General features: G+C 61.8%; 25 protein-coding genes and 1 other RNA gene. 10 read left to right on the top strand and 16 right to left on the bottom strand.

The features are described 5' to 3' along the window. Positions 1-10 precede the first annotated feature (10 nt). Positions 11-868 (top strand): bile acid:sodium symporter family protein, encoded by an 858-nt coding sequence (locus tag ACR1XV_RS10775; RefSeq protein ID WP_480531112.1) that lies wholly within the window; start codon positions 11-13, stop codon positions 866-868. Between the two features lie 11 nt (positions 869-879). Next, the gene (locus ACR1XV_RS10770) at positions 880-2,541 is read left to right on the top strand and encodes an FAD-binding dehydrogenase (RefSeq protein WP_480531110.1); all 1,662 of its coding nucleotides are present in this window, start codon (positions 880-882) and stop codon (positions 2,539-2,541) included. Here ACR1XV_RS10770 and ACR1XV_RS10765 read toward each other — a convergent pair whose 3' ends face one another. The 3 genes from ACR1XV_RS10765 to ACR1XV_RS10755 form a co-directional block, all read right to left on the bottom strand. Continuing rightward, positions 2,542-3,288 (bottom strand): YbaY family lipoprotein, encoded by a 747-nt coding sequence (locus ACR1XV_RS10765; RefSeq protein ID WP_480531108.1) that lies wholly within the window; start codon positions 3,286-3,288, stop codon positions 2,542-2,544. Positions 3,289-3,387: 99 nt separating this feature from the next. Further along, positions 3,388-5,166, bottom strand: a complete 1,779-nt coding sequence (locus ACR1XV_RS10760) for an SLC13 family permease (RefSeq protein ID WP_480531106.1) — start codon at positions 5,164-5,166, stop codon at positions 3,388-3,390. A 91-nt stretch (positions 5,167-5,257) separates the two neighbouring features. Continuing rightward, positions 5,258-6,070: a TIGR00282 family metallophosphoesterase gene (locus tag ACR1XV_RS10755; RefSeq protein ID WP_480531104.1), complete on the bottom strand. Its 813-nt coding sequence runs from the start codon at positions 6,068-6,070 to the stop codon at positions 5,258-5,260. A 246-nt stretch (positions 6,071-6,316) separates the two neighbouring features. On the opposite strand from ACR1XV_RS10755, the gene ACR1XV_RS10750 reads away from it, so the two are divergent. Then, positions 6,317-7,156 (top strand): 2OG-Fe(II) oxygenase, encoded by an 840-nt coding sequence (locus ACR1XV_RS10750; RefSeq protein ID WP_480531102.1) that lies wholly within the window; start codon positions 6,317-6,319, stop codon positions 7,154-7,156. On the opposite strand, the gene ACR1XV_RS10745 is transcribed toward ACR1XV_RS10750, so the two are convergent. Continuing rightward, the gene (locus ACR1XV_RS10745) at positions 7,153-7,725 is read right to left on the bottom strand and encodes a 5-formyltetrahydrofolate cyclo-ligase (RefSeq protein WP_480531100.1); all 573 of its coding nucleotides are present in this window, start codon (positions 7,723-7,725) and stop codon (positions 7,153-7,155) included. The two genes, ACR1XV_RS10750 and ACR1XV_RS10745, sit on opposite strands and share 4 nt — an antisense overlap. Beyond that, complete coding sequence (gene mgtE, locus ACR1XV_RS10740; protein WP_480531098.1) at positions 7,722-9,116, bottom strand: magnesium transporter; 1,395 nt, start codon at positions 9,114-9,116, stop codon at positions 7,722-7,724. The genes ACR1XV_RS10745 and mgtE overlap by 4 nt, the downstream gene beginning before the upstream one ends. Before the next feature lie 139 nt (positions 9,117-9,255). On the opposite strand from mgtE, the gene guaD reads away from it, so the two are divergent. Further along, a complete protein-coding gene (gene guaD / locus ACR1XV_RS10735) occupies positions 9,256-10,545 on the top strand; it encodes a guanine deaminase (RefSeq protein WP_480531096.1) in 1,290 nt (429 codons plus the stop codon). 65 nt (positions 10,546-10,610) lie between these two features. On the opposite strand, the gene ACR1XV_RS10730 is transcribed toward guaD, so the two are convergent. From ACR1XV_RS10730 to ACR1XV_RS10720, 3 genes are all read right to left on the bottom strand, one after another. Beyond that, positions 10,611-11,945, bottom strand: coding sequence for an 8-oxoguanine deaminase (locus tag ACR1XV_RS10730; RefSeq protein ID WP_480531094.1), 1,335 nt, complete (start codon positions 11,943-11,945; stop codon positions 10,611-10,613). Between the two features lie 113 nt (positions 11,946-12,058). Further along, positions 12,059-12,850 (bottom strand): histidinol-phosphatase, encoded by a 792-nt coding sequence (hisN, locus tag ACR1XV_RS10725; protein WP_480531092.1) that lies wholly within the window; start codon positions 12,848-12,850, stop codon positions 12,059-12,061. 45 nt (positions 12,851-12,895) lie between these two features. Further along, the gene (locus tag ACR1XV_RS10720) at positions 12,896-13,267 is read right to left on the bottom strand and encodes a helix-turn-helix domain-containing protein (RefSeq protein WP_170343628.1); all 372 of its coding nucleotides are present in this window, start codon (positions 13,265-13,267) and stop codon (positions 12,896-12,898) included. 326 nt (positions 13,268-13,593) lie between these two features. Between ACR1XV_RS10720 and ACR1XV_RS10715 the strand changes: the two genes are divergently transcribed. Beyond that, a complete protein-coding gene (locus tag ACR1XV_RS10715) occupies positions 13,594-14,553 on the top strand; it encodes an NADPH:quinone oxidoreductase family protein (protein ID WP_480531090.1) in 960 nt (319 codons plus the stop codon). Here ACR1XV_RS10715 and ACR1XV_RS10710 read toward each other — a convergent pair. Beyond that, complete coding sequence (locus ACR1XV_RS10710) at positions 14,540-15,424, bottom strand: LysR family transcriptional regulator (protein WP_480531088.1); 885 nt, start codon at positions 15,422-15,424, stop codon at positions 14,540-14,542. The two genes, ACR1XV_RS10715 and ACR1XV_RS10710, sit on opposite strands and share 14 nt — an antisense overlap. Before the next feature lie 127 nt (positions 15,425-15,551). On the opposite strand from ACR1XV_RS10710, the gene ACR1XV_RS10705 reads away from it, so the two are divergent. From ACR1XV_RS10705 to ACR1XV_RS10695, 3 genes are all read left to right on the top strand, one after another. Continuing rightward, on the top strand, positions 15,552-15,770 hold the full coding sequence (locus tag ACR1XV_RS10705) for a DUF1127 domain-containing protein (RefSeq protein WP_480531086.1): 219 nt from the start codon (positions 15,552-15,554) through the stop codon (positions 15,768-15,770). A 173-nt stretch (positions 15,771-15,943) separates the two neighbouring features. Further along, positions 15,944-16,681 (top strand): Bax inhibitor-1/YccA family protein, encoded by a 738-nt coding sequence (locus tag ACR1XV_RS10700; RefSeq protein WP_480531084.1) that lies wholly within the window; start codon positions 15,944-15,946, stop codon positions 16,679-16,681. Positions 16,682-16,748: 67 nt separating this feature from the next. Next, entirely contained in the window at positions 16,749-17,228 is a 480-nt protein-coding gene (locus tag ACR1XV_RS10695) for an N-acetyltransferase family protein (RefSeq protein ID WP_480531082.1), read from the top strand. Between the two features lie 57 nt (positions 17,229-17,285). Here ACR1XV_RS10695 and ACR1XV_RS10690 read toward each other — a convergent pair whose 3' ends face one another. Beyond that, a complete protein-coding gene (locus ACR1XV_RS10690; RefSeq protein WP_480531080.1) occupies positions 17,286-17,792 on the bottom strand; it encodes a membrane lipoprotein lipid attachment site-containing protein in 507 nt (168 codons plus the stop codon). A gap of 186 nt (positions 17,793-17,978) precedes the next feature. Then, on the bottom strand, positions 17,979-18,146 hold the full coding sequence (rpmG, locus tag ACR1XV_RS10685; protein ID WP_005630270.1) for a 50S ribosomal protein L33: 168 nt from the start codon (positions 18,144-18,146) through the stop codon (positions 17,979-17,981). A 353-nt stretch (positions 18,147-18,499) separates the two neighbouring features. Here rpmG and ACR1XV_RS10680 point away from each other — a divergent pair, with 353 nt between their 5' ends. Next, entirely contained in the window at positions 18,500-18,832 is a 333-nt protein-coding gene (locus tag ACR1XV_RS10680; RefSeq protein WP_480531078.1) for a GYD domain-containing protein, read from the top strand. 10 nt (positions 18,833-18,842) lie between these two features. Here ACR1XV_RS10680 and rnpB read toward each other — a convergent pair. The 5 genes from rnpB to gatC form a co-directional block, all read right to left on the bottom strand. Beyond that, positions 18,843-19,242: RNase P RNA component class A (rnpB, locus tag ACR1XV_RS10675), an RNA gene on the bottom strand. A 125-nt stretch (positions 19,243-19,367) separates the two neighbouring features. Then, a complete protein-coding gene (locus ACR1XV_RS10670) occupies positions 19,368-20,072 on the bottom strand; it encodes an N-acetylmuramoyl-L-alanine amidase (protein ID WP_480531463.1) in 705 nt (234 codons plus the stop codon). Further along, the gene (locus ACR1XV_RS10665) at positions 20,023-20,727 is read right to left on the bottom strand and encodes a hypothetical protein (protein ID WP_480531076.1); all 705 of its coding nucleotides are present in this window, start codon (positions 20,725-20,727) and stop codon (positions 20,023-20,025) included. Before ACR1XV_RS10665 ends, ACR1XV_RS10670 begins: the two co-directional genes overlap by 50 nt. 41 nt (positions 20,728-20,768) lie before the next feature. Then, entirely contained in the window at positions 20,769-22,256 is a 1,488-nt protein-coding gene (gene gatA, locus ACR1XV_RS10660; protein WP_480531074.1) for an Asp-tRNA(Asn)/Glu-tRNA(Gln) amidotransferase subunit GatA, read from the bottom strand. Positions 22,257-22,259: 3 nt separating this feature from the next. After that, entirely contained in the window at positions 22,260-22,547 is a 288-nt protein-coding gene (gene gatC / locus ACR1XV_RS10655; protein ID WP_039536649.1) for an Asp-tRNA(Asn)/Glu-tRNA(Gln) amidotransferase subunit GatC, read from the bottom strand. A 210-nt stretch (positions 22,548-22,757) separates the two neighbouring features. Here gatC and ACR1XV_RS10650 point away from each other — a divergent pair, with 210 nt between their 5' ends. Continuing rightward, positions 22,758-22,916 carry a hypothetical protein gene (locus ACR1XV_RS10650; RefSeq protein ID WP_480531073.1) on the top strand — a complete coding sequence of 53 codons (159 nt, stop codon included), beginning with the start codon at positions 22,758-22,760 and terminating at the stop codon, positions 22,914-22,916. Positions 22,917-23,038: the final 122 nt, after the last annotated feature.

Genomic DNA, 23,038 nt, shown 5'->3' with positions numbered 1-23,038 from the left:
GGAGTTGTTTTTGGACCTGCTAATCAATGTTGGCCTGCCGCTGTCGCTGGCCATTATCATGCTGTCTTTGGGCGTCGGGCTTGAGGTCGCCGACTTTCGCCGCGTCCTGACCCGAGGCTACCCCTTTGCCATCGGCGCAATCAGTCAGGTGCTGCTGATCCCGCTGGCCGCGTTTGTCACCGTCAAACTGTTCGCCCTGCCGCCCGAGATTGCCGTGGGGGTCATGCTGCTCAGTTTCTGCCCCGGTGGGGTGACAAGCAACATCTTGGCGAAATTCGCCAAAGGCGATGTGGCCCTATCGGTCAGCCTGACCGCCGTCATCAGCCTGTTGTCCATCGTGACCGTCCCGGTACTGGCTGCGTGGTCCATCGACCATTTCATGGGTGAGGCGGCACCCGATGTATCTATCAGCGCACTGGCGACAGCACTGTTCCTGATCACCACCCTGCCCGTCGCCATCGGTGTCAGCATTCGCCGCTTTGCGACAAGCTTTGCAATACGGATCGACGGCCCGCTGTCGACGCTTGCGTCGGTTCTGTTCGTTCTGATCGTTGCCGCCGCGCTGGCTGGCAACTGGCAGTTTTTCATTACCAATCTCAGCTCGATCGGGGCGGCCCTGATCACGTTGAACATATTCCTGTTGCTGGCCGGATTGGGACTGGCACGCGCAGCCAAGCTGCCTTGGGGTGAGGCCAAGACCATCTCGGTCGAAACCGGCATTCAGAACTCGGCGATGGGGATCACGCTGGCGGCGCTGATCACCGGCACGACCACCGGTTTCAGCCCCTTGGCCGTGCCGGCCGCTGTCTACGGGATCACCATGTATGTGGTCGTCACCCCCTTCATCCTCTGGTTCCGCAGCCGCTGAAAGGACAGCCCATGACCAACAACACAGCAGACGCGATTGTGGTCGGCGGCGGGCTTGCCGGTCTGGCGGCGGCGGCAGAGTTGGGTGATCGTGGCAAGCGAGTGATCATCGTGGATCAGGAGCCCGAGCATTTCCTCGGCGGGCAGGCGTTCTGGAGCCTTGGCGGTCTGTTCATGGTCGACACCCCCGAACAGCGCCGCATGGGCATCCGCGACAGCCACGATCTGGCCCTGCGCGACTGGATGGGCAGCGCGCAGTTCGACCGGGACGAGGACACATGGCCCCGCAAATGGGCGCAGGCCTATGTCGAATTCGCCGCCGGAGAGATGCGCCCGTGGCTGCATGAGATGGGCCTGCGCTGGTTCCCGGTCGTGGGCTGGGCCGAGCGCGGCGGGTCTTATGCGGATGGTCACGGCAACTCGGTCCCGCGGTTTCACATCACCTGGGGCACCGGTCCGGGTGTGCTGGAACACTTCATTCGGCGGGTCAAAGAACACGTCAGCGCCGGGCTGATCCAGATGAAATTCCGCCATCAGGTTAGCCATATCATCATGCAGAACGGCTGCGCCAAAGGCGTCTCCGGAGAGGTTCTGGCCGATGACACCGCCCAGCGCGGCGGCAAGACCAACCGCGATGAGGTGGGCGAGTTCGAGGTCTACGCGCCCTCGGTCATCGTCACCTCGGGCGGGATCGGCGGCAATTTCGAGATGGTGCGCAAGAACTGGCCCCGCGACCGGCTGGGTGAGCCGCCCAAGGACATGGTGGCGGGCGTGCCGTTCCATGTGGATGGCCGCATGATTCCGATCACCGAAAAGGCGGGCGGGCATGTAATCAACGGCGATCGGATGTGGCACTATACCGAAGGCGTGCGCAACTGGGATCCGATCTGGCCTGCCCATGGCATTCGCATCCTGCCCGGCCCCAGTTCCATGTGGTTCGATGCGCGCGGCAATCGGCTGCAACCGCCCTGCCTGCCCGGGTTCGACACGCTGGGCACGCTGCAGGAAATCCTGAAAACCGGCCATGAATACAGCTGGTTTGTCCTGACGCAGAAGGTCATCAAAAAGGAATTCGCCCTGTCGGGGTCTGAACAGAACCCCGATTTCACCTCGGGCAGTTGGAAAGAGGTGATCCGTCAGCGCATCCTGTCCGGCTCAAAGGCCACGGCCCCGGTCGAGGCGTTCAAGGAAAAGGGCGAGGATTTCGTCGTCGCCCGCACCCTGACCGAGCTGGTCACCGGCATGAACCAAATGGGCGGAGGCCTGATCGACGAGTCACATCTGCGCGCCCAGATCGAGGCGCGGGATTCGCAGGTCGACAATCCGTTCTCGAAAGACGCGCAGATGATGGCGATCCTCGCGGCGCGCAACTATCGCGGCGACCGGCTGATCCGCACGGCCAAGCCGCACAAGTTCCTCGATCCGTCAAACGGTCCTCTGATCGCGGTCAAGCTGCATGTGCTGACCCGCAAGACGCTGGGCGGGTTGCAGACCAACCTCGACAGCCAGATGATCGGTGCCGACGGTCAGGTCGTCCCCGGCCTGTTCGCGGCCGGAGAGGTCGCGGGCTTTGGCGGCGGCGGCTACCATGGATACAACGCACTTGAGGGCACGTTCCTAGGCGGCTGCATCTTCTCGGGCCGCAACGCAGGGCGCTCGCGCGCCGTGGCCTGACTATGGCGTGCGGATAAATTTCAGAACCGGCTCACCCAAGGCATCCAGCAGGACCAGACTGTCACCCGCCACCGCATAGGTGGTCACGCCCTGAAGGGCGGTAAAGAACTGATCCTCGACCTCTTCCATTCCGGGCGGGCAGGCCATCAAGGTGGCAGCCATGTTATCCGGGAATTCAAGACTGTCACCCGACAACTCGGCCTGCCCCATGAACCGGTTGCAGCCGCCGAACCCGTTGAAGGCTCCGCCCTGCGTGAACGACAGTTGCGGCGGCCGTTCGGCGTTGATGATACCACCGTTGATGCCGATTGCGGTCCAGTTGGTGTCTTCCAGCGTGGCGGTGCCCTGACCGCTGACCTGTACTAGCACAAGATCGGTCTTGTCACCGGCCCCACGGGTCAGCACCGGATGAACGGTGTCAGTGGTGAACAGCAGTTGATCCCCACGCACAATCGAGGCGCGGACGGCGTAGGTCATGCCATCGCGGATCAGGGCGTCATCAAAACTCAGTTCGAAATCAGTCGGCACGCCGGTCAATGCATAACGCTGCGCGGCCAACGTAACCGCAGGCGCATCAGCCAGTGAGATATCCTGAAGCTCGACATACAGCGTTGCGTCCTCCGGCACGGCGATCCGTTCGCGATAGGTCGCTGTTCCGCTGACCGATCCGGCATGGCTCTGGCTGCCCAGAAGGGCCAGCACGACGGCTCCGGCCACGATGGCCTGTCCGAGTTTGGGAAACGGCATGATCCGATCCTTTCACATTCGTCTTTCACGAAAAAGATTGTGACCGGATCATCATTTACAAGACCCAAGCCCCGCAAGTCGGCGATTCCGCGCCGGTTGCTACAACGGCCAGATGAACGGGATCAGCAGCGAAGCCAGCAGACCCACGGTCAGGTTCAAGGGTACGCCGACCTTGAGAAAATCGGTAAAGCGGTATCCGCCGGGGCCATACACCATCATGTTGGTCTGATAGCCGATGGGCGTCGCGAACGAGGCCGAAGCCGCGACCATGACCGCCACCACCAGCGGGCGTGGATCGATCCCCACCGCCTGCGCCAGTGAAATCGCGATGGGTGTGACAACCACGGCGACCGCGTTGTTCGACACCAACTCGGTCAGGACCGAAGTCAGCAGATACACCGCCCAGATGATCAGGAAGGGCGGCAACATGCCCAGCGCAGGGGCGACCGCTTCGACAATTAGCGACACCGCCCCGGACTTGTCCAGCGCGGCACCGATGGCCAGCATTGAAAAGATCAGCGCCAAAAGGCGGCCCTCGACGAACGAGAACGCCTCGTCCGCGTCGATACATCGGGTCAACAGGACCACCGCAACAGCGATGACCGACAGCAGCAGGATCGGCGCAACCCCAAGCCCGGCCAACGCAACAATCCCGATCAGTGCCCCGATCGCAATCGGTGCATGACTGCGCCGAAACGCCCGCGCCGAGGGCTGGGTGACATCGACCATATCCATGTCGGCGGCCAGCTTCTGAATATCTGCGGGCGAACCTTCCAGCAGCAGCGTATCCCCCACGCGCACAGTCAGCGCATCCAGTTGACGCCCGATATTCTGGTTCCGCCGATGCACCGCGAGAACGTAAACACCATAGCGCCGCCGCAGACGCATCGCGCCCAGCGTCCGCCCGACCATCCGACATCCGGGCGTGATCAGCACCTCGACCGTCTTGGTCTCAACCGCCGAAACCTGATCGACGCGCTTCAGTTCCTTGTTGCTCTGCAAGCTCAGAAGTTCGGTCATCTCGGTCCGCAGCACGACCCGGTCGCCCACCTGCAACTCGACCCCTTTGAGGTTGCGCCGCAGCGAGTCATCGCCGCGGATCACGTCGATCAGCCGCACACCGGGGCGTTTGAACAGCTGAACGCCAGTGACCTCGCGCCCAATCAGGTTGCTTTCCGGGGGGATAACCGCCTCGGTAAAGAACTTCATCTTGGACCGGTCGCTGAGCATCTCGGCCATACTGCCGCGATCAGGCAGAAGGCGGGGCGCGATAAAGCGCAGATAGACCATGCCATAGATGACCAGCGCGATGCCCAGTGGCGTCACTTCGAAAATGGTAAACGCCGTCATACCCTGCGCACGCGCCACACCATCAACCAGCAGGTTGGTCGACGTTCCGATCAGAGTCAGCGTACCCCCCAGTATCGCGGCGTAGCTGAGCGGGATCAGCAGCTTCGAGGCCGGAACGTCCAGCGTCCGCGCGATCTGGATGAAGACCGGGATCATCACCACCACCACGGGCGTGTTCGACACAACCGCCGAGGCGATGACCACAAAGCCCATCAGCAGCGCGATGGCAATGCGCGGATTAACCTGCGCCTGTTTCTGCGCAGTCGTGGTGAACGCATCAAGCGCACCCGTTCGCACCAACGCTCCCATGATGATGAACATCGCCGCAATCGTCCATGGGGCCGGGTTCGACAGGACCGCAAGCGCGCTTTGATAGGGCAGAATGCCGGTGGCCAGCATCAGCGCGGCGCCACCAATGGCGACGACCTCGGTCGGGTAAACCTCGCGCAGGAACATGATGAACATGCCCGCGACGATCATCAGCGCAAGTACCGCGCTGCCCGTTTCTGTCAGCTGAAGGAATTGCATTCTTGGTATTCTGTCCGAACCCTGACCTGGCTTGCGCGCCCGACGCTCAGTGTCTCGCATTGCGCGCGGCAGAGCAAGCCTGACTTGTTTTTCAGAGACCTGCCTGCTGCAACCGCCCGCCCACGCGGACCATCTGCACAGATTTTGCGCGCCCGTCCCGGTCGTCGGTTTCGACAAACACACCGCTCAGTGTGGCCTCGCCATTGGCCGGCGTGAACCGCGCCTTGGGCATTCCGGTGATAAAGCGGCGCATCGGCTCTTGTTTATCCATGCCGATGACCGAGTCATAATCTCCGCACATCCCAGCATCGGTCAGATAAGCGGTGCCACCGGGCAGGATCTGGGCATCTGCCGTGGGCACATGGGTATGCGTGCCCACCACAAGGCTGGCGCGTCCGTCGCAATAATGGCCCATCGCCATCTTCTCGGAGGTCGCCTCGCAATGCATATCGACGATGATCGCATCCGCCTGCCCGCCCCGTGGATGCGATTTCAGGATCGGTTCGACGCCCGAGAACGGGTCATCAAAGGGCCGCTTCATGAACACCTGCCCCAGCACCTGCACCACCAGAACCTTGCGCCCGCCCGGAGCCGTAAACAACCGATGCCCCCGCCCCGGCGCACCCTTGGCAAAGTTCACCGGGCGCACGATGCGTGGTTCTTTCTCGATGAATTGCAGCATGTCCTTCTGGTCAAACGCATGATCGCCCAACGTGACGCAATCCGCCCCTGCATCCAGCAACAGCTTGGCGTGATCCCCGGTCAGCCCCATCCCGTTCGAGGCATTCTCGCCATTGATCACAACAAAATCCAGCCGCCATTCGTCGCGCAGACGTGGCAAATGCTGCTGTACGGTCGCGCGCCCCGCGCGCCCCATGACGTCACCCAGAAAGAGAATTTTCATGCAAACCGTCCTATGTCCGGCACCGCCCGAGCGCAAGCAATTCCGGAAAGACCTTGCAGACGCGACCAGCATTTGCGTCAACCCCACATGAACAATCATGGATCACACCCGCAAATTGTTCACGATCACCTGCCGAAGGCCTGCCGGGATAATTCGACACGGCTGAAACAGTTGACACCCGACTTCGCTCGGCGGCACAGTTTGTCATAACAGCAGTATTTTAATTTGATTGTTAGGTCGTGTGTTATGCCCTCTCCTGTCCTTGCCCTTGATCCCGAAACGCTTTTGTTGCCGACAAAGGACGCCCGGGCCGCCGCGCAGAATATTTCCGAAGATTACCAGTCGAAGAAGCCCTTTCCTTACGGTGGCTACGACAATTTTCTGGACCCTGCCATTCTGGAGCGTGTTCTTGAGGATCTCGAACAGCTTCCGCAGGCCGAAACCAGCTTTGACCGCGCGCAGGAGAAGCTGAAAGCCAGCTATCAGCCCGAACGCCTGCCGCCTTATACGCGGCAGCTGTTCTATGCGCTGAACTCACGCCCCGTTCTGGCCTTCCTCGAAGAGCTGACGGGAATCAAGGGACTGATCCCTGATCCGTATTTCGCCGGTGGTGGCATTCACGTGGTATCCAACGGGGGACATCTCGATATCCACGCGGATTTCAACCATCACGGCGGGATGAACCTTGAGCGCCGCGTCAACATGCTGATATATCTGAACAAGGATTGGCGCGAGGAATACGGCGGCTCGTTCGAGGTCTGGAACGAGGACATGACCGGCAAGGTCGCGGGATTTGTCCCGCAATTCAACCGGATGTGCATTTTCAACACCAGCTCGACCAGTTGGCATGGCAACCCCGAGACGGTGAACCATCCCGATGGCGAGCCGCGCAAGTCCATTGCGCTATACTACTACACAGCGACGTGGGACAGTTCGCGCAAATCCCACACGACCCTGTTCAAGCCCCGTCCCGGCACCCATGACCAGCGGGACAAGCAGGTCGCCCGGCGCGCCTTGCTTGAAGATATCCTGCCGCCAGTGATCCACCGGAAGGTGGCGGGGCGGCTTTATAAGCTTGGCTTCTAGGGCCGGAAACTCAGTACACGGCTTTCCGTAACTACCATGTCCAGCGGCTGGTCTGTCGGCTCCAGCGGCAGGCCTTCGTCTTCCTGCGCGTCAAAGGCAAAGCCGATAGCCAGTGTCGGGCGCTTGGCGCGTAGACCTTGCAGGGTCCGATCGTAGAAACCCCCGCCATAACCTAGGCGCCCGCCTTTTGCGTCGAAGGCCACGAGCGGCACGATCAGGATCTCTGGGTCGAAATAGTCATCAACCTCGGGGACCTTGGCACCGAAAAGGCCATCCTTCAGTACGCCCTCGGGCGTCCAGCGCGAAAAGCGCAGCGGTTGGCCTGCGGCCTGAATGACCGGCACGCCGACCGGGCCATAGGCTGCGGCCTCGGCCATTGCGGGCAGCGGGTCGATCTCGGTGCGGATGGGCATGTAACCCGAGATCGGGACGCCGCGGTGCCCGGCCAGAACCTCGGACAAACGTCCTGCCATGCCGGGTGGGCGGGCGTCAAAGGCGGCTTTGCGGCGGGCAAAGGCCGCTTTACGCGCGGCAGCTTTGATTTCAGTCAGATCGGTCGTATCGGTCACAGTAGCACCACGCTGGCCAGTCCCAGAAAGATGAAGAACCCCATGACATCCGTTGTTGTGGTCACAAAGGTCCCCGACGCCAGCGCCGGGTCAACGCCCAGACGGTCCAGCACCACCGGTACTACCGTACCAGCAAAGCCTGCGATGATCATGTTCACGACCAAGGCCGACCCGATCACGACACCCAGCAACGGAGACTCGAACCACATCATTCCCACCGTGCCCAGCACGATGGCAAAGCACAAACCGTTGAGCATCCCGACCAGTAATTCCCGCCGGATCACACGCCCCACATTCGAGCCCGTCAGGTCACGCGTCGCCAAGGCGCGCACCGCAACCGTCAGCGACTGCGTGCCCGCATTACCGCCCATTGAGGCCACGATGGGCATTAGGATCGCCAGTGCAACAAGTTGATCAATTGCCGCTTCAAACTGCGAAATCACCAGCGACCCGCAGATCGCCGTGACCAGATTGACTGCCAGCCACGGCAGCCGCCGTCTGCTGGTCGCCGCCACACTGTCCGAGATCGAGCTTTCGTCGGACACACCGGCAAGGCGCAGCATGTCCTCTTCATATTCTTCGTCCAGAACCGCCATCGCATCGTCGATGGTGATCACCCCGACCAATCGCCCATCCCCATCCACAACGGGGGCCGAGATCAGGTGGTACTGATTGAAGGCATAGGCCACATCCTCTTCGTCCTGATCAACGGGGATACTGTGCAGCTCTTCATCCGCAATCTCGTGCAGCGGCACGTCGCGCCGTGCCGCCATCAGCTTGCCCAACGTGACCTGCGCCACCGGTTTCAGACGCGGGTCGATCAGAATGACATAATAGAACTGCTCGGGCAGATCGTCATTGGCCCGCATGAAATCGATCGCCTGCCCCACGGTCCAATGTTCGGGCGCCATGACGACCTCGCGCTGCATCAGGCGGCCCGCCGAGTTTTCGGGGTAGGACAGCGCCTGTTCCGCCGCGATGCGTTCGGAATCCTCCAGCGCGTCCAGAATGGTCTCCTGTTGCGGCTCTTCGAGGTCTTCCAGCAGGTCGACGACGTCATCGCTTTCCATGTCACGGACGGCTTCGGCCAGAACGTCCGGTTTCAGAACGCTGATCACCTCTTCCCGGACGGATTCGTCCAGTTCCGACAGGATATCGCCGTCGAATTCCTTGTCGTACAGACGGATCAGCCGGGCGCGGTCATAGGGGTTGATCTGTTCCAGAAGGTCGGCGATGTCGGCGGCGTGCAGCGGCTCCATCAACTCGATCAGCTTGTCACGATCCTCGACATCCAACGTATAGAGGATGGCCGCAACGGCCCGCGGATCCAGCGCATAGGCGTGTTCATCCCGGGGCTGATCGTGTCCGGCTTCGTCGATGCCTGTGGTCATGCTCTGCCCCTTCGTTCCGCGCGATTGCTTCTAGATAGAAGAAGCAGCTACCGGAAAACAATGACAATGCTTGGATTTACCCGCAAGTTTCGCCCCCCTATGCTGCTGAGCGGTCCCAAACAGGCGGAGAATACGGCAAATGGCGCAAAAGACGCTTTTGAAAGGGCGCGTACTGAGCTTTGATAGCTCGCCATTCGAAGGCGAGCCGACCGAGGCGGCAACGGTGCATGAGGCGCTGGTGATCGAAGGCGGGCGCATTGCGGCGGTGGGCACGGCCTCCGACCTCTTGCGGGCGCATCCTGAGGCCAAGGTGACCGACTATGGCAGCCATCTGATCATGGCAGGTTTTGTCGATCCGCATGTGCATTATCCGCAGACCGCGATGATCGCCAGCTGGGGCAAACGTCTGATCGACTGGCTGAACAGCTATACGTTCCCCGAAGAGATGAAGTTCGGCGACCCGGCCTATGCCGCAGAGATCGCCAACCGTTATCTGGACCTGACCGCCGCCCATGGCACCACGACGATGTGCAGCTTTTGCACCATTCACCCCGAGAGCGTTGATGCATTTTTCTCGGCGGCCCAAGCGCGCGGCCAGCGGGTGGTGGCGGGCAAGACCTGCATGGACCGAAATGCGCCCGAGGGGCTGCGGGACACCGCGCAGACGGCTTATGATCAATCAAAGGCCCTGCTGGAGAAATGGCACGGGCTCGACCGGCTGTCTTATGCGATCACGCCGCGGTTTTCGCCGACATCGACGCCCGAGCAGCTGGAGGCGATGGGCGCGCTGTGGGGCGAGCACCCCCAGTGTCTGATGCAAACCCATCTGTGTGAGCAGACGGACGAAATCGAATGGGTCCGGTCCCTTTTTCCCGACGCGCGGGACTATCTGGACACCTATGAGCAGTTTGGACTGCTGCGCAAAAACGGGCTTTACGGCCATGTCATCCATCTGGAGCCGCGCGAGCGGGACCGGCTGCGCGAGATGGAGGCTGCGCTGATCCATTGCCCGACCTCGAACACGTTCATCGGCTCGGGCCTGTTCGACATGGAGGGCCTGATGCGCGAGGGCCATCGCGTGGGGTTGGCGACCGACACCGGCGGCGGTTCCAGTTTTTCGATGTTGCGGACGATGGCGGCGGCTTATGAAATCGGGCAGTTGCGGGGGGCTCCGCTGCATCCGGCGCAGCTGTTGTGGTTGGGAACCGTTGGGTCCGCCCACGCGCTGCATTTGGACGACCGCATCGGCAATGTCGCGGTGGGGATGGAGGCGGATCTGGTTGTGCTTGACCTCGCCTCGACCCCGGCGATTGCCCAGCGCGAGGCGCGCGCGGATGCGCTGTGGGAAGCGGTGTTCCCGACGATCATGATGGGGGATGATCGGGCTGTGGCGGATGTCTGGATCGGTGGCGCTCGGGCGGCTGCGTGAAGGGAATGCGCCGGGGGCGCATGCCTCCGGCGGGGATATTTTTGGCCAGATGAAGGGCGGACCCGCTAGGCCGCAAGGATGCGCGCGAGGCGGTTTTGGGTTTCGATCACTTTGGGCAGGTCGATTGTGGTGATCTGCCCATCGCGGACGATTTGGCGGCCTTCGATGAAAAGGTGTTTGGCGCGTGTTGGCCCGGCAAGCAGCAAGGCTGCCGGGTCCCAACTGCCTGCGGTTTCGATACCGCTTATGTCCCAGATCGCGATATCCGCACGTTTGCCCGACATCAGGCGACCGCAATCGGGGCGGTTCAGCACATCTGCGCCGCCGCGCGTTGCGATCTCAAGCGCTTCGCGGCCGGACATGGTATTCGCGCCGTTGGCGACCCGTTGCAACAGCATGGTCTGCCGCGCCTCGGCCATCAGATTGCTGCTGTCGTTGCTGGCAGAGCCGTCGACGCCCAAGCCGACCGGAACGCCTTGGTCACGCATCGCGCGGATCGGGGCGATGCCCGAGCCGAGGCGGCAATTGGAACAGGGACAGTGGGCGACGCCGGTCCGGGTACGGGCGAAAAGATCGATCTCGGAGCTGTTCAGCTTGACGCAATGGGCGTGCCAGACGTCAGGGCCAGTCCAGCCGAGGTCTTCGGCGTATTGGCCGGGGCGGCAGCCGAAGTTGGCTTGCGAATAGGCGATGTCTTCGTCGTTCTCTGCCAGATGGGTGTGCAGCATCACACCCTTGTCGCGCGCCAGCAGCGCCGTATCGCGCATCAAATCGTGGCTGACCGAGAAGGGAGAGCAAGGGGCGAGCCCGACACGGCACATGGCGCCTTCGGACGGATCGTGGAAGGCGTCGACGACGCGGATCATATCGTCGAGGATGGCCGCTTCGGCCTCGACCAGTGCATCGGGTGGCAGGCCGCCTTTGCTTTCGCCGATGCTCATCGCGCCGCGTGTCGGGTGGAAGCGCAGGCCCAGTTCGGCGGCGGCGTGGATCGTATCGTCGAGCCGCGCGCCGTTGGGGTAGAGGTAGAGGTGATCGGAACTGAGCGTGCAGCCCGACAGCGCCAGTTCCGCGAGGCCGATCTGGGCCGAGACGAACATCTCTTCCGGGCCGAAGCGCGCCCAGATCGGGTAGAGCGTTTGCAACCAGCCGAACAGCAGCGCGTCCTGCCCGCCGGGCACGGCGCGGGTCAGGGTTTGGTAGAGGTGGTGGTGGGTATTGACCAAGCCGGGCGTCACGACGCAGCCCGAGGCATCGTGAACCTCTCCGCTGGTGGTCAGGTTCTGGCCGATCTGTGCAATCTTGCCATCTCGGATCAGCAGATCAGCGCCCGCAAGCTCTTGCCGCGTGTCGTCCATGGTGACGATCAGATCGGCGTTTCGGATCAGGGTCTCGGTCATTTTCGCACTCCCGCACAGGCCCGTCTCATGCGTGAAGTGCGGGGCTGGTGGAAAACGGGCGTAAGAACCAGCCGGGTACAGTTTACGTGTGCCGCAGGCGCGCGGCAAGTCGGTCAATACGTGCGCAGGATCTCGAGCGCGGCAGCGTGGAGTTCGGGGGTGGCGGCCGCCAGTGCGCGCCCGCCCTCATGCGCGGGGTTGCCCTGCCAATCGGTGACGATGCCGCCTGCGGCTTCGATCACGGCGATTGGGGCTTGGATGTCATAGGCGTTCAGGCCGGCCTCGATCACCAGATCAATCTGCCCGGCTGCCAGCAGCGCATAGGCATAGCAGTCCATCCCATAGCGTGTCAGTTTCGCTTGCGATGACACGGCGCGAAAGGCTTGCCCTTCGGCCTCGGTTCCCACCTCAGGGAAGGTGGTAAACACAATCGCCTGATCCAGCCTGCGTGTATCGCGGGTGCCCAGCTTGGACTGGCCCACGGGGCCTTTGACAAAGGCCTGCCCGCCGCCGCCAACGAACCGCTCGCCGATATAGGGTTGATCGATCACGCCCAGCATCGGGCCGGTTTCGGTGCTCAGGGCGATGAGAACGCCCCAGGTCGGCGTGCCGCTGATAAAGCCACGCGTGCCGTCGATCGGGTCCAAAACCCAGACGCGTCCACTGGTGCCTGCGCTCTGCCCGAACTCTTCACCGAAAATGCCGTCGTCGGGACGGTGCTTGACCAGAACGGCGCGCATGGCCTGTTCCGCCGCGCGATCCGCAACGGTGACCGGATCGAACCCGCCATCGAGCTTGTTGTCGGTTTCCAGATTTGTCTGGCGGAAAAAAGGAAGAATGGCCGCTCGCGCCGCGTCGGCCATTTCTTCGGCAATCTCTAGGTCGCTGAGTGGGGAGTGCTGCATGGCTTACCCGTGCGGTCACAACCCCGCGAAGTCAAGTCGATTATCTCAGGCGACGTCGCTGAGCACGCGCGCCAGTTCGAACAGGCGGCGACGCTGATTTTCCGGGATCGCGTAATACGACCGCACGAGATCGAGCGCTTCTTTGTCGCCCATCAGATCTGCGGGAACCGATTTCTTGTCGGCGTCAGATTTCTGCGCCTCTTCCAGGCCTTCGAAAAAGAAGCTGACCGGAACATCCAATGCCTCGGCAATGTCCCAAAGGCGAGACGCGCTGATCCGGTTGGCACCTGTTTCGTATTTCTGGATTTGCTGAAACTTGATACCAACTTGCTGCGCCAGCTGCTGTTGGGTCATGCCAATCAGCCAGCGGCGATGCCGGACGCGTTTGCCCACATGGACATCGACGTGATGGGTCATTGGTAGTCTCCTTTACACAAACACCTGTCCGGGAAAACGCGACAGCAGCCGTCTCCGCCCAGTTAGCGGGTCGCTGCTTAAGAACTCCCTAATTCGGATCGTGCCCCCCGAACAGCACCATAAGGCAATATTGCCGCATTGGAATTTTTTTTCAAGCGGGTTGAGTGGCCGAATGCAGACAGGGCTTTGTGGTTGTACGGCCTGATACGCGCGGTGAAGCTTCCAGTACGGAAACAGTTGCGGACCGCCCCTGACGGCATCCGGGTTTGGAATTGACAAGCCCGCGTCGGGCGCAGCTTATGTGCCCAGCAAACCGGAGAGCGTTGATGCTGGCATATCGAATAAAGACCAAGGGCGCCCCGGCAAGGCTGTGCGAAATCAACCCAGCCGAGCCTTCGGACGGCCAGATTCGTGTGGCGATTCATGCCTGCGGCCTGAACTTTGCCGACCTGCTGATGCAGAAGGGTACCTATCAGGACACGCCGGATGCGCCTTTTACGCTGGGCATGGAAACAGCCGGGATTGTTGAGAAAACTGGAAACAATGTCGCGAATCTGAGGCCCGGGGATCGCGTTGCAGTCTTTTCCGGTCAGGGCGGCCTGGCCGAATCAGGTGTATTCGATGCTGAACGCGCGGTGCACCTGCCCGCGTCCATGAGTTTCGAGGATGCAGCCGCGATCCAGATCGCCTATGGCACAAGCCATATCGCGTTGGAACATCGGGCGCGTCTGCAGCCGGGCGAAACGCTTCTGGTGACGGGAGCTGCTGGCGGGGTCGGACTGACCGCGGTTGAAATCGGCAAGCTGATGGGCGCAACGGTGATTGCTCAGGCGCGTGGTGCAGACAAGCTGGCGGTCGCGCAGCAGGCCGGAGCCGATCATCTGGTCGACGCGGGCGAGGATCTGCGCGAGCGGGTTCTGGCGCTTGGCGGGGCGGACGTCGTCTATGACGCGATTGGCGGCGACGTGTTCAAAGCCGCCTTCCGCGCCACCAACCCCGAAGGCCGCCTGCTGCCGATCGGCTTTGCCGGTGGAGAGGTTCCGCAAATCCCGGCCAATCATCTGCTGGTCAAGAACCTCAGCGTGATTGGGGTCTATCTGGGCGGCTATCTGAAATTTCGCCCCGCCGTCGTCCGCGACAGTTTCAGCACCCTTTTCCAGTGGCACAGCGACGGGCGGATCAAGCCCCATATCAGCCATGTCCTGCCGCTGCAGGAGGTCGAGCGGGGGCTGGACCTGCTGCGCGAACGCAAATCCACCGGCAAGGTTGTGATCAGGATGCGCTGACCACCTTGAGCGGCTGCCCACCGGGGCGCGCAAAGTTCTGCCTGATCAGGCTGGCCAGTTCGGCCACATATTCCTCGCGCACACGCTCGGCCCCGTATAGGTTGATGAACTGCGCGGGCAGGTCCGGCAGGGCTCCAGCATGGTCGATCAGTTCCTGGTGGCTGGGTTGCGTACCTTCCAGCAGGACACCCACCGCCAGATCCGCACTGACTGTGGCCTCGACCGTGCGGTCCGAATCGCTGTCGATGCTCATGTCCCACTCGATCCCCGCATCATCCAGCGCCGAGGTGGCGACGGACCGGAAGATGCAGTTCCGACAGAAGCCCAGCCGCAGCGGCCTTTGCCGCCACGCCGATCCGTTCAGCGCTCCGACCCAACGCAGCGGCATATGAAGCAGCGTTTCCGCGCCCTCGCCCGCGCCGGATTCGGTGGTGACGATCAGGTCGAACGCACCGCGCGCGAATTCGTCTTTCAATTGCCGCGTATTCGAGGTGACAAGATTGACCCGGACCCGCGGAAAGCTGGCGTTGAACCGTTGCAGCACGCGCGGGATGAACGGATGCACCACGTCATGGGGCACACCCAATGCCACCTCACCCTCAAAGGCCTGATCGGTCAGACGGCCCATCACCTCGTCGTTCAACGCAATCATGCGCCGGGCATAGGCCAGCAACTGCTCACCCGAGGCGGTCAGTGCGATGGTGCGGCCTGATCTGTCCAGCAATTCCAACCCCAGCAACTCTTCCAGACGCTTAAGCTGCATTGAAACCGCCGATTGGGTCAGGTGCAGAAACCCCGCAGCCCGCGTCACGCCGCCATGATCAGCGACCGCAACGAACGAGCGCAATGTGGTGATGTCCAGATTTCGCATCTTCACGATTCCTTATGGAGTTCGTCAAAAACATTCATTTTCAAAATATGTCAGACTGCGCCATATAGATCAAGGAAATTGATTGAAACGCCATGTTTCATCAGAAAACCAGGAAAGGGTAAATGTCATGACCCATATCGTCATTCCAACTTCTCATCACGCGCCCCGCTTCTCGGTGCTGCAATGGGTGCACAACATGCTGAGCCTCGCCCGCCAACGACGCGCGCTTGCAGGCTTGGATGACCGGGGTCTTGAAGACATCGGCATCACCCGCGCCGAAGCCCATACCGAGGCTGCGCGGCCGCCGTGGGATGCGCCCGACAACTGGCATAAACACCTTTACTAATTCAAAAAAGACGACAGTTTGGCGACCTTTTTGCCCGGGTCGCCAAATTTACTGACAGTTTTGCTGAGTTTTGGGCGCAAAACTCTTGAAACGAGGGCTCCACTCTCCGATATTTGCTGGGAAACCGGCCTGCTATCACAGGCTGCACACAGAATATTGAAGGGAGACCCTTTATGGCACAATTCGACACGATCCGGACGGCGTCTGGTGCGCGCGCTGCCGAGATTGATGAGGGCCTGCGCGCCCACATGAACAAAGTCTATGGCACAATGTCCATCGGCATGCTGATCACCTTTGCGGTGGCCTGGGCCGTTGGCACCAGCCCGCAGCTGCTGTCGGTGTTCCGCGATCCGGTGACGCTGAGCCCGAACATTCTGGGCTGGATCGTCATGTTCGCCCCGCTGGGTATGGTTTTCGCCTTTGGCGCCGCCATCAATCGCCTGTCGGCTGCGGGCGCGCAGCTGTTCTTCTATGCTTTCGCAGCGGTCATGGGCCTGTCGATGAGCTGGATTTTCGTCGCCTTCACCGGCATCTCGATTGCACAGGTGTTTCTAGTAACCTCGATCGCCTTCGCAGGCCTGTCGCTGTATGGCTACGTCACCAAGAAGGACCTGTCTGGCATGGGCACCTTCCTGATGATGGGCGTGATCGGCCTGATCGTGGCGATGGTCATCAACATCTTCCTGCAGTCGCCTGCGATCATGTTTGCAGTGTCGATCCTGGGTGTTCTGATCTTCGCGGGCCTGACCGCCTATGACACCCAGAAGATCAAGACGACCTACCTGCAGATGGCCCATGCGGGCGATCAGGAATGGCTTGGCAAAGCCGCCATCATGGGCGCGCTGAACCTGTACCTGGACTTCATCAATATGTTCATGTTCCTGCTGCAGCTGCTTGGCAACCGCGAATAACGCGAGCGCATATCACAAGCCACAGGGCGGGTCCGAAACGACCCGCCCTTTTTTATGGATACCGGTAATGACCATCACCAGACTTTGCCCCAATCAGGTCGATCGAGTTCTGCCGCTGCTGCATCAGGTTCATGATCTGCACCTGCAACATCAGCCCGAACGCTACGCGCCGCTGCCTCCGGACACCGAGATGGCGGCCTTTCTGCACGACTGGCTCAAGCAACCCGATCTGTTCGGACTGATCTATGAGGAGAGCGGCGCGGTTCTGGGCTATGCGGTCTATGAGATCGAGCGCAGAGACGCCTCTCCGTTCCGCCGGGCAGAGATTCGGGCGATGGTGCATCAGATTAGCATCGACAACCGCCACCGCCGACGCGGGATCGGTACGGCCTTGATGGCAGAGGTGCGGGCGCATTTGCAGCGAGAAGGCGGGCAGGTTCTGGCCGCCAGCTACGCGATTTTCAACACCGCGTCTGCCAATCTTATGGCCAAGGCCGGGCTGCGGCCGGTGATGAGCTTCGCAGAATGGCGGGCGGATGGCCCGTAACACAAAAAAACCCCCGCCGCATAGGCAGGGGTCTAACTTGATCTGGTTTTTGCTGGATCAGCTGCAGTTCAGCGGAACCGCGAAGCCGGAACTGCGCTCGGACGATCCTTTGCGGAACACGTCCCCAGCGGGCAGGCAGCCGGTGAAGCGTTCGGTCTGATTGCCAAAGGCGGTGCCGATTGAATTGTCGACCTTGGTGCTGTTATTCGGCGTCCGCAACACGCCGAACAGCTGCCCATTCACACTTACGGTGCTGAGGAACAGGTTGGTGGCGCTGCCTTCCAGCAGAACTGCACTGGTATCGGTGCGACCGCCATTGTCAATCGCGACCCCGGCCACCTTGCCCGGCTCGCTCTTATCGGATGAGACCTGAACCGTCGGCAATTCAGCCAGTTCTGCCGGAATATTGGTTGCGCGGGGGGCGAAAGCCACAGCACCTTCCACGTCCGAAACGGTACGCGGTTCTCCGTCGATGCCGGTAAAGCCGACACCTTCGCGGTTGAACGGGTCTTCGCAGGCTGACAGGGTCAGAACGGCAAGGGCGGGCAACAAGATTTTTTTCATGGCGGTCAACATTTTGGAAAGCGTTGCTGAAGCGTAGCGGCAGGGGATGCGAAAAAGCAAGCCGCTGCCCGAAAGAACACCCGCAGGGCTGATGCGCCCCTGCAACGCCTCGGATCCGGGCCGCACAACGAAAAAGGACCCTGCCTGGGGCAGAGTCCTTGTTCTGATCTTGGATCAGAAGGCAGATTACTTGATCTTGCCTTCCTTGTACTCGACATGCTTGCGAGCGACCGGATCGTATTTACGAACGGTCATTTTCTCGGTCATGGTGCGCGCGTTCTTTTTGGTCACGTAGAAGTGGCCCGTGCCCGCGGTCGAGTTCAGACGGATCTTGATTGTCGTCGGCTTCGCCATGGTTATCTCCTGCGTCCGAAAAGGCAGGGGCCTTTCGGTTGAATCCTTATGAGCGTGCGCTTTTACCTGCTCGCGCGCCCGAGTCAACCGGAATCAAGCCATTCGGCAAACAATTCACGGCACCCGTCGCGGCGACCGGTTTGGCACGATCACGGGTCTGTGATAGAGTGCCCGAAATTCGCAGGCCTCTTACGCTCGCCCCGGACGGCGAGGGCCTCGCGCACCAAACCGCTCACATCAAAGTTTTGACCGGACGCACCACCGACCGGCGTCGTTTCGCGTTTGCGCGCGGGAATGGCCCTGGGACCGGCCGGAGCACGGGTCCCCATAACAGAGTTCAAATGGAGGTACTCATGCCAATTTTCATCACCTACGCATCCTATTCCGAGGCCGGCGTCAAAGGGATGCTGAAGAAACCGGCGGACCGGACGGCACCGGTCAAGGCGTTGCTGAAGAAGGTCGGCGGTCGGCTTCTGGCCTTCTACATTACCACCGGCGATAACGATGTGGTCGTCGTCAGCGAAGTCCCGGACGACACCGATGCGGTGGCCGTCGGCATGGCCGTTGCGGCCTCGGGCGCGGTGTCCCGGATCGAGACCGTGCGCGCCTGGAAAGCCAAGGACTTTGCTGCAGTTGCTAAAAAGGCCGCCAAGCTGACCGGTGCCTATACGCCGCCGGGCCGGTGATCGGGAACAGTTGCGCGGAGGGCCTGTAAGCCGGATCCTGTTCCGGGGTTACCCCCTTCGATGACCATTCCTCTAGGCCGTGCATTGCTGCGCGGCTCGAGCTGCCAACCCGGTCCCTCTCGGCCAAGGCGAGCCTAGCGGCGGTATCGGTTTGCACCGACCGGCCCGCGCGGGGACCCTATTCGGCATTGCTCCTGGTGGGGCTTGCCGTGCCGCCGCTGTTGCCAGCGGCGCGGTGGGCTCTTACCCCACCGTTTCACCCTTGCCCTTGACCGAGATCGCAGGCGGTCTGATTTCTGTGGCGCTATCCGTCGGGTTTCCCCGCCCGGGCGTTACCCGGCACCGTTGCCTTGTGGAGTCCGGACTTTCCTCTCGGGTCTTGTGACCCCAGCGGCCATCCGGCCCTCCGCGCGAGGGGTGGGGTATGCGGTGGATCAGGCGGCGTCAAGGGTGGAGAGCGGGTTGAAGGGGCCAGCCCCTTCTTGACCTGCGGCCAATTCATCCCCGGGATATTTTTGGCCAGATGAAAGGTGGATCAGGTTGGGGTGTGGGGTGAACCGAGTGCCTTGAGGTCGTCGGGGTGTACCGGCCCTGTTGCCCAGGGGCGATAGCGCAGGCGAGTGGTGGTGAGCAGTGTGGCCTCATCCGTCGAGGCCGTGTAGCCGCGGGTTTCCGCGAGGGTGCGCAGGGTTGTGCCCGTTGGCGTTGTGGTGCCGCGTGGGGCGGCGAGGTGCCGGCGTTCCAGTCTTTGCCAGTCGAACCGGGGGCCGGGGTCGGACTTGCGGCCCGGGGCCATGTCGGAATGACCGATCACACCTTCGGCGGGGATGGCCCAGCGTTGCATGATCTGTGGCAGGAGCCGTTCGAGCATTCGCATTTGCAGCTCGGAGAACGGGTGATCGCCGCGATTGTCCAGTTCGATGCCGATCGAGCGGGAGTTGATGTCGGTTTGCCCGTGCCACTCTCCCGCCCCGGCGTGCCAGGCGCGGTCTTCTTCGCGCACGAGTTGCCAGAGCGTGCCATCGCCGCCGATCAGGTAGTGGGCCGAGACTTCGGGGCCGGGATTACAGAGGCGCTCGAGGGCGGCGGAGGCGCTCTCCATCGCCGTATAGTGGAGCACGATCAGCGAAGGCTTGAGCCCATCTCGGCGGGGGCCGAAATTGGGCGATGGGTGCCAGATCGGCGCGAGGTCAGTTGTTGACGGCACTGCGGAACGCGCTGGGGTCCCAGCCGCAGGCATAACCGTCGCCATCGGGGTCCAGCCCCTTGCGGTCACGCTGCGGGCCGCCGTTTGACAGGAACTCGATCTGGGCCTGATCGGGAGAGGCGAATTGCGCGCAATTGCGTTCGGCTTTGGCCTGCAGATTGAACCCGGCGCGGCTGTAGAGCGGGGTGCCGACGGGGTTTGAGGTGCTCAGCGCGTATTGCACGATGTTGGGCTGCCCGTCCGCGCCGCGCTGGGGCACAGCGGTCGGGGCGACGATCTCATAGGTTTGACGGTTCTGCTCGATCCGGGCCGCGTCATCGTCGATGCTGCGGCGATTCGAGACGGCTTCGAAATCCTGCTCGTCCGAGATGGCGCTGTTGTTTGCCGCCGTCAGAGGCACCGCGGGCACCGTCTGGTCAGAGGTGTTTGCCAATGCAATGGCCGTCTGGTTTGCGATATCCGAAGCATCGCCCACGGGTGCGCCATCAACCGTTCCCTGCGCCGAGAGCGGCTGTTCCGAGATCACCTCGGGCGGGGCAAAGGGATTGCCGGACAGGCCCTGCCCGGCCAGCTGCGCCTCGCGCTGGGCCTGGTATTCCGGCGTGTTGAAACCGGTGCCCGAGACGGGGGCAACGGTGTCGCAGGCCGCAACCAGCCCGAAGGCCGGGATCAGAAGCAATTTGCGCATGTGGCTGCTCCGGTTGTTTGACGCTTTGACTGGCCTGAGGCTTACCACCATTTGCCGGGCTTGGCCACAAACCCCGCCGCGCTTTCCAGCGCATAGGCGGTGTTGAGCAGATCGCCCTCGTCCCACGGGCGACCGATCAGTTGCAGACCCAGCGGCAGGCCCTGTGCGTCCAGACCCGCGGGGACCGAGATGCCAGGCAGACCGGCGAGGTTCACCGTCACCGTGAAGACGTCGTTGAGGTACATCTGAACCGGATCGGCCTCGGTCATCTCTCCCAACCCGAACGAGGCGGACGGCGTGGCCGGGGTCAGGATCGCGTCGATACCTGCGGCGAACACATCCTCGAAGTCTTTCTTGATCAGGGTGCGGACCTTGCGGGCGCGGTTGTAATAGGCGTCATAGAAGCCCGCCGACAGCACATAGGTGCCGATCATGACACGGCGCTGGACCTCGTTACCGAAGCCCTCGGCACGGGTCTTTTCGTACATCTCAGTGATGCCATCGCCCTGCGCCAGATGCGCGCGGCGGCCATAGCGGACGCCGTCATAGCGGGCGAGGTTCGAGGACGCCTCGGCGGGCGCAATCACATAGTAAGCAGGCAGCGCATATTTGGTGTGGGGCAGCGAGATATCGACGATCTCGGCGCCCGCGTCTTTCAGCATGGCGGCGCCGTCAGCCCACAGTTTTTCGATCTCGGCGGGCATACCGTCCATGCGGTACTCTTTCGGGATGCCGATCTTCTTGCCCTTGATGTCACCGGTCAGCATCGCCTCGAAATTCGGGACTGCCAGTTCGGCGCTGGTGGAGTCCTTAGCATCATGGCCGCACATCGTTTCCAGCATGATCGCCGCGTCACGCACGTTCTTGGTCATTGGCCCTGCCTGATCCAGCGAGGAGGCAAACGCGATGATGCCCCAGCGCGAGCAACGACCGTAGGTGGGCTTGATGCCGGTGATGCCGACAAAGGCGGCAGGCTGGCGGATCGAACCGCCTGTATCGGTGCCGGTTGCGGCCAGACACAGATCAGCGGCCACAGCCGAAGCAGACCCACCGGACGAGCCGCCGGGTGTCAGTTGCGCATCATCATTGCCGCGCCGCCACGGGCTGACGGCATTGCCGTAGGTTGAGGTTTCGTTGGACGAGCCCATCGCGAATTCGTCCATGTTCAGCTTGCCCAGCATCACCGCACCGGCATCGGCCAGTTGCTGCGAGACGGTGGATTCGTATTCCGGCTTGAACCCATCCAGAATTTTCGAGGCTGCCTGCGACGGCACGCCCTTGGTGCAGAACAGATCCTTGATGCCGATGGGAAGACCGCACATCGAGGGCGCGTCACCCGCCTTGATCCGCTGGTCCGCTGCCTTGGCGCGCTCAAGCGCAAGCTCGGGCGTCTTGTGGACGAATGCGTTCAGCGCATCGGCGTCATCGATTGCCTTGAGACAGGATTCGGTCAGCTCGACCGAGGTCACATCACCGGCCCGCAGCGCGTCGCGGGCCTCGGCCAGGCCCAGTTTGTTTAGATCGCTCATGTCTTACTCCACCACTTTGGGGACTGCGAAAAAGCCCTCGCGCGCGTCAGGGGCGTTGGCCAGAACCTTGTCTTGCTGGTTGCCATCGGTGACCACGTCCTCGCGCCGTTTCAGGCGCATGGGCTCGACCGAGACCATCGGCTCGACACCGTCCACATCGACCTCGTTCAGTTGCTCGATAAACCCAAGTATGGTGTTGAACTCGGACGCCAGCGCGGGCAGCGCGTCATCCTCGACCTTGATCCGGGCCAGTTTGGCCACCTTGGCGGCGGTGCTTTGGTCAATCGACATCGGAAAACCTCATATACGCTTAGACAGGGCGTTTACCCGTCTGCCGCAGCACCCGCAAGACCAGTGCGCGCATGGGCGTTTCAATTCGCCTTTGTCCTCATCGAATAGCCGATATGCGAAAAAGTAAACCGATTAGTTCATTTTGTCCTTGAAAAACCAAACTGAACGGTTCATTTCATAATGGCGCAACACGCAAACCGGAGAAATCCAATGAAAACCTTCGTGACCGCCCTTGTTTTGTCTGCAACCGCGCTGGCCGCCCCGGCCATGGCGCTGAGCTTTGACATGAACCCTCTGACCCGGACCCTCACTTTCCCCGAACCGGTGCCCGAGCCTGCGACCAAGGGCCTGTCCGAGGCGGGCAAGTAACCTTGCCTGACGCGCCGGATCAACCCCCTCACCCCCTCACCTGATCCGGCGCGTATGCAATTGACTGCTGCACAGGCAGTAACAAGCCGTTAGCATGGTTCCGAAAATCAGCCGAACCGCCC

This window comes from Ruegeria sp. AD2(2025), assembly GCF_056542385.1.
The sequence above is the reverse complement of the archived record's forward strand: the minus strand, read 5'-3'. Positions and strand labels throughout refer to the sequence as shown.